The 12,390-nt window shown below is 69.9% G+C and carries 9 protein-coding genes; 6 read left to right on the top strand and 3 right to left on the bottom strand.

The features are described from left to right. The first annotated feature begins 33 nt into the window (after positions 1-33). From NOV65_RS11310 to NOV65_RS11300, 3 genes are all read left to right on the top strand, one after another. Positions 34-888, top strand: coding sequence for an MBL fold metallo-hydrolase (locus NOV65_RS11310; protein ID WP_257306563.1), 855 nt, complete (start codon positions 34-36; stop codon positions 886-888). A 107-nt stretch (positions 889-995) separates the two neighbouring features. Further along, a complete protein-coding gene (locus NOV65_RS11305; protein WP_257306562.1) occupies positions 996-2,639 on the top strand; it encodes a SpoIIE family protein phosphatase in 1,644 nt (547 codons plus the stop codon). Between the two features lie 191 nt (positions 2,640-2,830). Then, complete coding sequence (locus NOV65_RS11300; protein ID WP_257306561.1) at positions 2,831-3,148, top strand: hypothetical protein; 318 nt, start codon at positions 2,831-2,833, stop codon at positions 3,146-3,148. Here NOV65_RS11300 and NOV65_RS11295 read toward each other — a convergent pair. Then, entirely contained in the window at positions 3,138-6,620 is a 3,483-nt protein-coding gene (locus tag NOV65_RS11295; protein WP_257306560.1) for a serine/threonine-protein kinase, read from the bottom strand. The two genes, NOV65_RS11300 and NOV65_RS11295, sit on opposite strands and share 11 nt — an antisense overlap. A gap of 204 nt (positions 6,621-6,824) precedes the next feature. On the opposite strand from NOV65_RS11295, the gene NOV65_RS11290 reads away from it, so the two are divergent. The 3 genes from NOV65_RS11290 (at position 6,825) to NOV65_RS11280 (ending at position 9,243) form a co-directional block, all read left to right on the top strand. Continuing rightward, positions 6,825-7,937: a PQQ-dependent sugar dehydrogenase gene (locus NOV65_RS11290; protein ID WP_257306559.1), complete on the top strand. Its 1,113-nt coding sequence runs from the start codon at positions 6,825-6,827 to the stop codon at positions 7,935-7,937. Between the two features lie 62 nt (positions 7,938-7,999). Next, entirely contained in the window at positions 8,000-8,431 is a 432-nt protein-coding gene (locus tag NOV65_RS11285; RefSeq protein WP_257306558.1) for an ExbD/TolR family protein, read from the top strand. Next, positions 8,428-9,243 (top strand): energy transducer TonB, encoded by an 816-nt coding sequence (locus NOV65_RS11280; protein WP_257306557.1) that lies wholly within the window; start codon positions 8,428-8,430, stop codon positions 9,241-9,243. Before NOV65_RS11285 ends, NOV65_RS11280 begins: the two co-directional genes overlap by 4 nt. A 3-nt stretch (positions 9,244-9,246) precedes the next feature. On the opposite strand, the gene NOV65_RS11275 is transcribed toward NOV65_RS11280, so the two are convergent. Both NOV65_RS11275 and NOV65_RS11270 read right to left on the bottom strand, forming a co-directional pair. Next, positions 9,247-9,459, bottom strand: a complete 213-nt coding sequence (locus NOV65_RS11275; protein WP_257306556.1) for a hypothetical protein — start codon at positions 9,457-9,459, stop codon at positions 9,247-9,249. Positions 9,460-9,527: 68 nt separating this feature from the next. After that, a complete protein-coding gene (locus tag NOV65_RS11270) occupies positions 9,528-12,233 on the bottom strand; it encodes a protein kinase domain-containing protein (RefSeq protein ID WP_257306555.1) in 2,706 nt (901 codons plus the stop codon). Between the last annotated feature and the right edge of the window lie 157 nt (positions 12,234-12,390).

Raw genomic sequence — 12,390 nt, 5'->3', positions numbered from 1 at the left:
GCGGTTCCAGTCCCTTCCCCTGAGGAGTCACCCATGCAGTTCGGTCCCTGGGATGTCCAGATCGTCAGCGGCGGCACCTTCCGGTTGGATGGCGGCGCCATGTTCGGCACCGTTCCTAAAGTCGTGTGGAACAAGCTCTACCCCGCCGACGAGGAGAACCAGATCCTCATGGCCACCAACTGCCTGCTGATCCGCGGCGAGGTGGACGGGAGGAGGCACGTCATCCTCGTGGACAACGGCAACGGTGACAAGGAGAGCGACGACTTCATGGCCCGCTTCAAGTTCGAGGGCCGAGGCGTGCTGGACGCCAACCTCGCGAAGCACGGCGTGCAGCCGACTGACATCACCCTCGCCATCCTCACTCACCTGCACTTCGACCATGCGGGCGGCAGCACGCGCTTCGGCTCTGACGGCAAGCCCGTCCCCAGCTTCCCCAATGCCCGCTACGTGGTGCAGGCCAAGGACCTCGCCGACGCGAAGCATCCCCACTTGCGCGTGAAGGCCAGCTACCTGCCCCAGAACTGGGAACCCCTGGAGGCCGCGGGCCTCCTCGATACCGTCAACGGCATCGCGGAGCTCCTGCCCGGCATTTCCGTGCGTCCCGCTCCCGGCCACATCGAAGGCCTTCAGAACGTCATCGTCGAGGGCGGCGGCAACCGCCTGGTCTATCTGGCCGACCTCATCCCCACCGCCCGCCACATCCAGCCCGCCTGGGTCATGGGCTACGATCTCGACGTGGTCACCTGCGTGAATGAGCGTCAGAAGCTGCTCGACGAAGTGACCGGCACCGGCACCGTCTGCGTCTTCGAGCACGATCCCGACTTCCCCGCCGGCACCGTCAGCCGCGATGCGAAGGGGAAGTACGCCGTGGTGCCGGTCCAGGTCTAGCAGGCGCACCCAGGTCTGGCTTGGCCGGCGACCAGGAAAAATCGTCATTCCTGACGGTTATCCGATGGCGATTGATACCGGAATGGCACACACTCCTGCCATCCGCCATGACCACTACCACCGCCACGACCCCTTTGACGCTCCTCCTCCCGGGGCGCCCGCCTCTGCTCCTCCGGGGAGAGGAGGGCCAAGCCTGGCATTTCGGGCGCTCCCACGAGAACGAACTGGTCTTCCTGGACGGGGGGCTCAGCCGCAGGCACGCCCGCATCGCGCTCCAGGACGGCGTCCCCTGGCTGGAGGACCTCGGCTCCCGGAATGGCACCTTCGTCAACGATGAGCAGATCCAGGCCCCGCGCCCGCTCCGGGGCGGGGACGAGCTGCGGATGGGTTCGGTGCGGATCCGCGTGACCCAGGGTTCCCAGGGGCCCGATGTGCGGATCCAGGCCGGGGACCAGTCGGATTCCCAGCAGAGCCTCATCCTGCCCCTGGACCAGGCCCGGAAGGCCTGGATGCACGGCGTCCACGACCCTGATCGGACGGGCGCCGTCATCCGGGCGCTCCAGGAGCTGAGCCTCGAGCTCATCAAGGACGTGCCCGCGGATGCCCTGCTGGCGCAGGTACTCGATCACCTGTGGGTGCTGCTGCGCCCCTGGCGGGCGGCGATCCTGATGAAGGAAGCCTCCGGCGAGCTCCGCCTGGCCGTGTCCCGCGCGGACGAGGGCCAGGCCCCCATCCTGCTCTCCCGGAACCTGGTGGAATCCGCCCTCGGGCGCAAGGAGGCGGTCCTGTTCCGGGAATTTGGCCTGGACCTGGCCAGTCCCTCGATCCTGCTCAGCGGCATCACCACCGCCATCGTGACGCCCCTGGAATACGAAGGGGCCGTGCTGGGGCTGCTCTACCTCGATGCCCGGCCGCCGCGGGGTCCCTTCAACGAGCAGGACCTGGGCCTCGCCTCCACCTTTGCCCACATGGCCTCCGCCAAGCTCGAGCAGGCCCGCCTGCGCGAAGCGGAACTGGGGCGGCGAAAGCTGGATCACGAACTGGATCTCGCCCGCCACATCCAGCAGGGACTCCTGCCGGGCCTCCCCCCGGTGATCCCGGGCTACCAGCTCTACGGCAACAACCTCCCGAGCCGCCAGGTCAGCGGCGACCTGTTCGGGTGGTGGCCCCGCGGGGACGGTCGCTGGCTCCTCGCGCTCGCGGACGTGAGCGGGAAGGGCCTGGGACCTGGGCTCGTGATGGCCAGCCTCGCCGCGTTCCTGGAGGCCTGGGCCGGGCGGGATGTCTCGACGGAGACGCTGGCATTCCACCTCTCCAAGGCCCTGGCGCGCCATACGGACGGCCGGCGTTTCGTGACCGCCTTCCTCGCCCTGCTGGACCCGGCCACGGGGGCCGTGACCTACACCAATGCCGGCCACAATCCCGGGTTCCTGCTGCTCCCCGATGGGTCCTGCCTCGAACTGGAATCCCAGGGCCTCCCCCTGGCCATGCTGCCCGGCCAGGCCTATGGTTCCGCCACCATTTCCCTCCCACCCGGCGGGCTCCTCGCGCTCTACACGGACGGCATCACCGAGGCGGCCAATCCCAAGGATGAGGAATACACCCCGGAACGGCTCAAGGCCTTCCTCATGGCGAGGGCAATGGCGCCCGTCGAGGCCGTGGACGCCGAGCTCATGGCCGAGCTGGAAGCCCATGCCCAGGGCACGCCCTTCGCGGACGACCGCACGCTACTGCTGCTGCGGCGGTCCTGAACAGGACGGTGGGAACGCGCTCTGCGCGTCGGGCCGAGCGGATCCGCCGCCGAGAGAATAAAAGAACTCTTTTAATAAACAATTGCGGTTTATTCCATGATTGATCTAGGCTAGGCGCCGATCCTCCAAGCGCCCTTGTCCATGAACCTGGACCGCCGGCCCTCCACCCACCCTCTCTTTCCGGAGGCCACATGGCCACCAAGACGATCACCGTCAACGCCTCGACGTGCAATCCGTCCCTGACGCAGGGCAACCGATCCGTGGATTCCATCCACTTCATCCAGGCCGGTTCCAGCGCCCCCACCACCGTGACCATCACCGCCGCACCCGGGTCCACGGTGGATCCCTCCACCCTCTTCGGGACCACGACCTGCACCGTGGACGCGAATGCCAACGGACCCAACGTCTACGCCATCCAGGCCACCGCCAACCTGGGCAGCTACTCGGTGGACACCCCCTCCGGCCTCAGGGCGGTCCCCAACGCCGGCACCATTACCGTCAACGGCTGAGGGCGACCGGGACTCCCGCCCGCCGGAGCCGGGCCACCCAGGGGGCGAGGGACGGCGCCAGATGCCGGTTCCCACCCTCTGCGGCGGCCAGGTCCTCCAGGACCGAGCGGGTGCCACCGGCGGCCGGCGCCCCGCCTTCCGCCTCGAGAAGCCGCAGGGTGGCCCCCAGGGCCAGGGCCGAGGCCCAGCGGGGCCGGGCCCTGAGCAGGGCCTCGACCTGCACCTTGCCCTCGGCCAGGAAGGCGGAGGGCTCCTCACCCCGCCCCCGCGCCCAGGCCGCCTGATCCCGCAGGAGCGTCCCGAGCGCGAGCCGGGTTTCCTGGGACCTGGGGTCGATGGCCAGGGCCCGGTCGAAGGCCTCCCGAGCGGCGGCGAAATCCGCCGCCGAGGCCACGGACCGGGCCACCTTCCACCGGGTCTGCGCCGCCCGGAGCTCCCCCAGGTACCGCCAGGTATCGGGAGCTTTTGGATCCATGGCCAGGGCCCGCGCCAGGGCAACCTCGCCCGTCCGCGCCTGGGCCGCGGGATCCTGCCCGGTGGACACCGCCTGCTCGACCCGGATAGCAGCACAGCGCCCCGCTTCGGTAAGGAGCTCCTGGTTGCCCGGTGCGGCGTGCAGGCCCTTCCGCAGCGCGGCTTCGGCTTCGGCCAGGGGCCGGGGATCAAGGGACCAGCGGCCTTCGGTGATCAGCACATCGGCGAGGTTCTGGTAGCCGTAGGACTGGCCCGGAGCCGCCTGGATCGCCCGCCGGTAGCAGGCCTTGGCTTCCCTGTTCAGGGGAGCTGGGTCCTCGCCGCGGTCCCAGGCTTCCTGCGCCAGCTCGGACAGCGCCATCCCCTCAAGGTTGTGGAGGTTGGGGATGGCGGCATTGATGGCCAGCCCCTGGCGGCAGCGCTCCCGGGCGCGCAGGAGGGCCGGGCGGGGATCCCCGCCTTCGGCCCGGCTGCGCAGGGCCTGGTCCAGGTGGACCTTGCCGAGCACGAAGTAGGGCACGAAGTGATTGGGGTTCAGGGTGCGGGCCCGCTCCAGCACGTCCTCCGCCTCCCGCAGGTCCGCCTCGGCCCGGGCGGCGCCGGGCCTTGTGGCCCGCTGCTCGAGGCACACCCCCAGGTTGATCCAGGCCGGGAGGAGGTGGGGTTCCATGCCAGCCGCGGTGCGGAAGCCCTCGATGGCCGCGCCCAGGTGGGTCGAGGAGTCCTGGCCGCGGCCGTCCTCGTACTGGGCCAGCTTCTGGTTCAGGAGGCCCAGGTGGTTCCAGACCGTATAGTCGCGCTTCTCCGTCGAGAGAGCCCCGAAGGCCGAGAGCCCCCGGACCAGGGCCTCCGTGGGATCGAGGCCCCGCTGGAACCGGGCGTTGCCCAGCACGTAGCAGGTCTGGCCCAGGGCGATCCGCGCATCCGCCCGTGCGGGGCCGGCCACCACGGCCTTCTCGGCGGCGGCCAACGCCGAGCCAGCGAGGACTTGGGCGTCCTGGCCCTGGAGGACCTGCGCATCCGCGAGGTTTCGCTCCAGCGCCGACACGAGAATCAGGGAAGGCACGTGATCCGGCTGGAGGCGCAGCGCGGTATCCAGAGCCCCCATGCCGCGGTCAAAGGGCCCCTGGACATCCCCCTGCCCGTACTTCTCCATGAAGAACGCGTTGTTCTCCAGGTCGGCGGCCGCGGCGTACACCGCGGGCACGCTGCGCCCCGTGGTGGCGGCGGCTTGCAGGGCCTGGCGTCCCTCCTCGAAATCCCGGCGGGCGCCCTCACGATCGCCCTGGTTCCACTTCTGCCAGGCCCGGGCCTGCAGGAGGGAACCGCGCAGCAGGGGCGCCTCGTAGAACCAGGGCAGCTCGGTGCCCAGGGCCTTGAGCCGGACCAGGGCCTCGTCCAGTCGCCCCTCGTAGAAAGCCAGGAGGGCCTCCACGTAGGCGGGTGAGGGCACATCCGCGCCCTTGGCCTGCCGGAGGTAGGCGAGAGCCGGATCGCGCAGGGTGCGCTCCACTTCCCGCAGGCGGGCCTCCCGCTGATCCTTGGAGACGATGCGCTCCGCCTCCAGGAACCGGTCCCGGAACTGCTGGCCCAGGGCGAGGCTCAGGGCGTAGGCCACGCGCGGCTCGCGGTAGCCGGCGTCCCAGGCCATCTGCAGGTGCTCGCGGGCCTTCTCCGTGTCGTCCAGGGTCCAGTGACCCCGGCCCAGGGCGTAGTGGCCGGGCCCGTTGGCGATGGCGCCGGCCCGGGCCATGTCGGCCTGGAGCTGGGTCATCTGCTCCCGCACGGCCTGGAGGTCGGGCCGGATGTCGTGGGGGGGCGACAGCGCGGAGTACCGGGCCAGGGAGTCGATGCGGCCCGTGGCCTCGGTGAACTGCTGGGCGAGCCGCTCCCGGCGCCCCGCATCGCGCCGCGTCTTCACCGCCACGCCCAGGGCCACCAGCACCGCCAGCATCGCCACGGCGGCCACGACCGTGAGCTGCCGGTGCTTGCGGGCCTTGCGCTGGAGGCGGTACCAGAGCCCCGTGGGCCGGGCCAGCACCGGATCCGCCGCCAGGAACCGGTCGAGGTCATCGGCCAGGGCGCGCGCCGATTCGTAGCGCCGCGCCCGGTCCTTCTCGAGGCACTTGAGCGTGATGGCCTCCAGATCCCGGGGGATGTCCAGGCCAGGCCCGCGCATGGGCTGGATGTCCTCGGAGGCGATGGCGCCCAGGATCTCCAGGGCGTTGGCGCCGGAGACCGGCGGGCGGCCCGTGGCCATGTGGTAGAGCGTGGCGCCCAGGCTGTAGATGTCCGTGCGGCGGTCCAGGCGCGAGACCTCGCCCCGGGCCTGCTCCGGCGACATGTAGGCGGGCGTGCCCAGCACCGAACCCGTCTCCGTGAGGTCCTGGTTCCACTCCCGCGCCAGGCCGAAATCCATGACGAAGGTGCGCAGGGAGCCGTCCGCCACGCGCTCCACCATGATGTTGGAGGGCTTGATATCCCGGTGGATGATCCCCACGCGATGCGCTTCCTGGACGCCCAGCGCCGCGTCCCGCAGCACCAGCACCTTTTGTTCCAGCGACAGATCCTGCGCCGCGGCGTCGAAGGGCAGCCCCGCCACATACTGCATGGCGATGAAGACCCGGCCCTCCACCTCGCCCACCTCGAAGACCTTGCACACGTGGTCGTGGTCCACGCGGGCCTGGGCCCGGGCCTCCAGCATGAAACGGGCGACGTAGCGATCGTCATCGAGGCGCACGAACTTGATGGCCACCTCGCGGCCCAGGCGCCGGTCGCGGCAGTGGAACACCTTGCCCATGCCGCCCTGCCCCAGGAAGCCCAGGCATTCGTAGCGGTCCCAGGCCGGCACCGGGAAATCCGGATCGCCGGACCTGGCCGTGATTCCAAGAGGTGCGCCGAGGGTGGGCCCGCTGCCATGGGCGGCTGCGGCACCGTCCAGCGTCTCCGCCCGGGACAGCCCGGGATCCACGCCGCGCACCTTCGGATCTGCTTCCATCTGCTCAGCTCCCACGGCGAGAGGTTGGCTTCGAAGACCGCTATTCAGAAATGAATCATGGCACGGTAGATCCATTGATCGTCATCAGTCAACTTGTTAATTTAAGATCAATTAGTAGGCTACGGTGTTTTTACGAGGCGGGCCGGTGGCAGGGAAGAAAAGCTCCGCCCGGAGCATCCAAGACCTCGTTCCCCGGAGGCCCCCATGCATGGCTGGATCTCCTTCCTGACATTGGCCACCCTCCTCGCCTGCGGACATGGCGGCGGCAGCTCCTCTCAGCCCCTGCCGCCGGCGGGCGGGGCCTTCACCACCGCCACGGTGGTTTTGGGCCTCACCCGGCCCACCGCCATGACCCTGGTCCCGGATGGTCGCGTCTTCGTCTGCGAGCAGGGCGGGACCTTGCGGGTCGTCAAGGCGGGCCTCCTGCTGGCCGCCCCCTTCTTGAGCGTGCCCGTGGACGCCACCGGCGAGCGCGGGCTGATCGGCGTGACGCTGGATCCCGCCTTCGCGGCCAACGGTTTCGTGTATGTCCACTACACCGCCACCTCGCCGAGCCCACACAACCGGGTGAGCCGGTTCACGGCCGCGGGGGACCTGGCAGCACCTGGCAGCGAAACGGTGCTCCTGGACCTGGATGACCTGAGCACCGCCACCAACCACAACGGGGGGGCCCTGCACTTCGGCCCCGACGGGAAGCTCTACGTGGCCGTGGGCGACAACGCCAATGGCAGCAACGCCCAGAGCCTCACCAACCTCCTGGGGAAACTGCTCCGGCTCAACCCGGATGGCAGTGTTCCCGCGGACAACCCCCTGCTCGCGCAGACTTCGGGGAAGAACCAGCTCATCTGGGCCCTGGGGCTGCGGAACCCGTTCACCTTCGCCTTTCAGCCCGGCACCGGCCGGCTGCTGATCAACGACGTGGGCCAGAACACCTGGGAGGAGATCAACGGCGGCCAGGCTGGCGCCAACTACGGGTGGCCCGCCACGGAGGGCGCCACCTCCAACCCGGCCTACACGACCCCGATCTACACCTATCCCCACAGCGGTGGCCCGGTGACCGGCTGCTCCATCGTGGGCGCCGCGTTCTACGACCCGGGGACGCCGACCTTCCCGGCCACCTTCCTGCACAAGTACCTCTTCATGGATTACTGCGGGGGGTGGATCCGGACCCTGGATCCCGCCACCGGGACCGTGGGCGACTGGCTGACGGGTTTCTCCAGTCCCGTGGATCTCAGGGTTTCCGAGGATGGCTCGGTCCTGGTCCTGTGCCGTGGCGGCGCTGGAACCCTCCAGCGCGTGACCTACACAGCCCCCTAAGCCCCTCCGGCCTTCCCCGCGCGTGCACGCGCTAAACTGGAAGCTCTTCGTTCGAGGTGCCCGTGTCATTCACTCCAGGCAGCAGGCGCGGCGCCATGGCCGACATCAACATGACGCCGCTCATCGACGTGATGCTGGTGCTGCTGATCATCTTCATGATCGCGGCCCCCATGATGATGACCGGCGTGGACGTGAAGCTGCCGGAGAGCCGGACGGGCCGGAACCTGGAGAGTGAAGCCCTCACGGTGTCGATCACCTTCGACGGCCGCCTGCAGTTCGACAAGGCTTTCCTGGCCCTGCCCGTCCTCGCGAACCAGCTGAAGGCCAAGGCCCAGAGCGGCGGCAAGCGGCCCGTGCTGGTGCGGGCCGACCACAACGTGCCCTACGGCCGCGTCATCCAGGTGGTGGATGCCATCCGCGAGGCGGGCTTCACCCAGGTGGGCTTCGTCACCGCCGCGGCGCCCATCGCCGCGCCAGCTGCCGAAGCGAAATGAGCCAGGACCTCCAGGCCTACCTCCGCACGCGCGCCCACCTGGGCGAGCTCCGCTGGGGGCCGGGCCTGGCCCTGAGCCTGGCCCTGCACCTGACCGTCGGCGTGGCCTTCTTCTGGCCCAGGGGCGGCGGTTCCGGGCAGGCCGAAGAGGTCAAGGTCACCTGGGTAAACCTGCCCGCGGCCATGGGCGGCAGCTCCGGCGGGTCCGACGCCATGGAGGTGGGCAAGACCGGCGAGCGCCTGCGGCGGGTGGAGGAGGTGGCTCCCGTCCGAGACACCTCCCCTTCGGCCACGGCCCCGGATCCCTTCGCCACGAAGACGACCAAGTCCGCAGCCAAGGGCGACAGCAAGGACACGGCGAGCCAGGGCACGGGCACCACCGCCGCCAAGGGCAAGACCGCCTCGCCCAACCCCGTGGCTGGCGCCGTGGGCTCCGGCAACGGGGCGGCCTTCGGCGCGGGCTCGGGCATCCCGGGCCTGAACCCCACCTCCGGCGTCCAGGGCGGCGTGGGCCTGGTGGGCGGAGTGGACGGCAACTTCCCCTTCGTGTGGTACCTGCAGCAGGTGCAGGCCCGCATCACGTCGAACTGGAACCGGGTGTCCAGCACCCAGGGCCGCGTGCAGATCTACTTCCGCATCGCCCGGGACGGCAGCCTCGACCGCGTGCGGGTGGAGATCCCCAGCGGCAACGCCGCCATGGACGAAAGCGCCCGCATGGCCGTCCTGCGCGCCGCGCCCCTCCAGCGGCTGCCCGAGGGGTATGACGGCGCGTACCTGGGCGTGCGGTTCTGGTTCACCTACCTGGGGAACTGACCGTCACGTATGCACGAGCGTCCCGCCCCCGGGATCCGGATCAATGATCATCCTGGACAGGGAAGTGGGGGACTTGGCCGTGAAGGAGAGCTTGTACTCGCCCTTCGGCTCCTTCCGGGTACTCCCGTCCGGGCCAGTCAGCGTCCATTCGCCCTCGACCTGGAGGGTGATGGTGATGGATTTGTCGGGATTCCATTTCCAGGTCCGGTGGGACATGGTTCCTCCTCACGTCAGGATGGAGCTGGTTAAAAGCCGGCTCACCATCCATCCAAGAATGGCCTCTGTCAAGGCCGCTTCCGCCAGGCGGTGATCAGGGCGCGGATCTCCCCGCGGTGCTCGGGATCCTCCTTCCGGGGGTCCTCCAGGGCGCGGGACAGGCAGTCCAGGGCCTCTTTCGCCCGGCCCCGCTGGTGCATGACCCAGGCCCGGGCCCGCCAGATCTGCGGCCCCTCCCCGGCGATGCGCTGCGCTTCCTCGACCAGACGCTCGGCTTCCGCGGGATTGGACTGGCGCGCCCGGCATTCCGCGAGCGCGGCCAGGGCCTCGGCCTGATTCCCTGGCGTCCCCTTCGTCCGCAGCAGCACCAGGGCCTCCTCCAGGCGCAGGGCCGCCGGGGCCAGCTTCCCCTGGACCCTCAGGACATCCCCGAGCCGGTAGAGGCAGCGGCCCTGGACCAGCAGCAGGTCGTGCTTCCGCGCCCCGCCCAGGGCCTCCTCGTAGCGTTCCGACGCCCGCTCGTAGGCCCCCTGCATGTAGGCCGCGATGCCCAGGTTCATCAGCACCCGGCATTCGCCCTCCACATCGCCGAACTCCCGCCGCAGGGCCAGGACCCTCTGGAAAGCCTGCTCGGCCGATCCCAGCCGCCCCTCCTCTAGGTCCAGGATGGCCAGGTTGTTCCGATTGACCGCCTCGAGCCTGGGGTCTTCCAGCACGGTGGCCTCGGCGATGATCTGGAGATACAGCTCCCGCGCCTCGCCGCTCAGCCCCCGGTACTTGGCCACGTTGGCAAGGTTCACCAGGATATGGGCACGCAGCCGGCGGTTGCCCATCTCGGTGGCCATCTGGAGAGCGGGATTGAGCGCGAGTTCTGCCGCGCGATGGTCCCCTCGGTTGATCTGATGGACTCCGATCTCATCCAGGACCTGCGCCTGGAGATCCCGGTCCGCGGAGGCCTGGGCAAGAGTCAGGGCCTCTTCCAGCAGCGATTCCTCCGCATCGGGCCGGTCGTTCCGCCGGGCGAGGAGAGCCAGGTTGATCAGCGCCTGGGCCTCGGAGAAACGGTCTCCCGATTCCCGGGCCACCGTCCTCGCCCACATGAGGGTGGGAAACGTCCTGGGGTCCCCTTTGACCAGCAGCGTCCAGCCGTACCGGGTCAGGGCCGGCGCGTAGTTCGGCGCCTGGAAGACTGCCTTCTCCAGCCAGGGCAGGGCCCGGGCCGCATCGCCCTGCTGGGCCAGATCGAGGCCCAGGCCGTAGGCGTCGAGAGCTTCCTTCGAGGGCATGGCCGGAAAGGCCGGGGAGCGGCCCAACGGCGACAGACTCCGGTTCAGCCCCTGGAGGACGGCCGGCACCGCCTGGTTGGGTTCGTACTCCAAGGCCCGGGACAGCACCTCACGGCTCGCCCTCAGGCGGCCCTGGCGGTCCAGCAGCCTCACCCGCAGCGAGGTCTGCGCCGAACCGGGCGGCCGCAGGATCTCGCCCAGCACCACCAGGTCCGCGCCCGTGCGGTTCACGAGCCGCCGCACGAACTCGCGCTCGGCCGCCTCGGCGGTCTCTCCCGCGGGCGCCTCGAGCCGGGGCGGGGTCTGCCCCCGGTCCCGGTCCTGGACCACCTTCACCTGGGGGAAGGTGCGGAGGATGTGTTCAAGGAGGTCGGTGGTGGCCACCTCCGTGGCGGCGGTGAGACCGGGGGCCGAGGTAAGGCTCCGGACCGGCACCACCACCAGCCGGGCGTGGTGCGAGGCCGAGAACTCCGGGATGGCGCCCCGACCATAGGCCCAGACGCCGAACCCGGCCACGCCCAGCGTGATCACGGCCGTGGCGGCCGCCCACCACACCGGCGAAGTCGGCGCCTGGATCTGATCCAACACCTGCACCACCTCCTGGGCCCGGGGGCGGGTTTCCGGATCCAGCGACAGCAGGCGATCCACCAGCATCCGGAGGGCATGGGGCCCGTGTGGAGGCCCCGGGGCATGCGGCCCCTGGCCGGATCGCCACTTGAGCACGCGCCGGGTCCAGGGAACCGGGGTCCCCGCCTTGGCCGGGGGTGGGTCACCCGCCAGGGCCAGGGAGGCGATCACCCCGAGCGCGTACATGTCCGTCGCCAGCGTGGCGGGTTCCCCCAGCAGCAGCTCCGGGGCGATGAACCCCCGCGTCCCCATGACCGCGCCGGGCCGGGTGAGCGGGATCTTCGCGCCCGAGCTGGTCGCGGTCGTGGCGGCTTCCTCCGGCGGCGTGGACTGGGTGTCCCACAGGGCCTCCGGGGCGGCTCCCACATCATCCTTGGCCAGCCCGAAATCGAGCAGCTTGGCCGAGCCCTCCGGCGTGATCAGGATGTTCGACGGCTTCAGATCCCGATGGATGACGCCCTTGGCGTGGGCGGCCGCCAGGGCGAGGGCCACCTCCCGGAGCATCCGGAGCGCCTTCGGCAGCGGCAGAGGGCCCTGTTCCAGCAGCGTCGAGAGAGGGGTTCCCTCCACCCACTCCATGGCCATGACCAGGGTTCCGTGGTGATCCAGCCAGTCGTACACATGGCAGATCCCCGCGTGGTCGAGCTTGGCGAGGATCTGGGCCTCCCGCTGGAATCGCGCCAGAGCGGCGGTCTGGCGCGCATGATCCGCCCGGATGATCTTGAGGGCGACGTGACGCTCCAGGCTGAGGTCCCAGCCCCGGAACACCTGGCCCATGCCGCCTTCCGCGACGAAGGCCTCCACCCGGTAGCGGCCGACCACATCACCGGGCTGGAGTGGACTGGCAGTCTGAGTCGCCATGGGAGTCGCCGGAACAGGACACCATCAGGAGCCGACCATCCACTCGGGCCGCACGTCCATCCTTCGAGGAAGCCGGGATATTCGCAAAAAGTCTACATCGCCTGTCCACTATCTCTGATTTCAACCGGTCCCCAGCCCGGCCACCCCGGCGACCCTT

Source organism: Geothrix campi, from assembly GCF_024609265.1.
Taxonomy (GTDB): Bacteria; Acidobacteriota; Holophagae; order Holophagales; family Holophagaceae; genus Geothrix; species Geothrix campi.
This window is presented reverse-complemented; position numbering and strand designations above follow the sequence as displayed.

Bases quoted from the DNA above. Each gene is read 5' to 3' on its own strand.
- NOV65_RS11305 (WP_257306562.1), top strand. From the start codon at position 996: ATGACCACTACCACCGCCACGACCCCTTTGACGCTCCTCCTCCCGGGG.
- NOV65_RS11270 (WP_257306555.1), bottom strand. From the start codon at position 12,233: ATGGCGACTCAGACTGCCAGTCCACTCCAGCCCGGTGATGTGGTCGGC.
- NOV65_RS11310 (WP_257306563.1), top strand. From the start codon at position 34: ATGCAGTTCGGTCCCTGGGATGTCCAGATCGTCAGCGGCGGCACCTTC.
- NOV65_RS11280 (WP_257306557.1), top strand. From the start codon at position 8,428: ATGAGCCAGGACCTCCAGGCCTACCTCCGCACGCGCGCCCACCTGGGC.
- NOV65_RS11300 (WP_257306561.1), top strand. From the start codon at position 2,831: ATGGCCACCAAGACGATCACCGTCAACGCCTCGACGTGCAATCCGTCC.
- NOV65_RS11290 (WP_257306559.1), top strand. From the start codon at position 6,825: ATGCATGGCTGGATCTCCTTCCTGACATTGGCCACCCTCCTCGCCTGC.
- NOV65_RS11275 (WP_257306556.1), bottom strand. From the start codon at position 9,459: ATGTCCCACCGGACCTGGAAATGGAATCCCGACAAATCCATCACCATC.
- NOV65_RS11295 (WP_257306560.1), bottom strand. From the start codon at position 6,620: ATGGAAGCAGATCCGAAGGTGCGCGGCGTGGATCCCGGGCTGTCCCGG.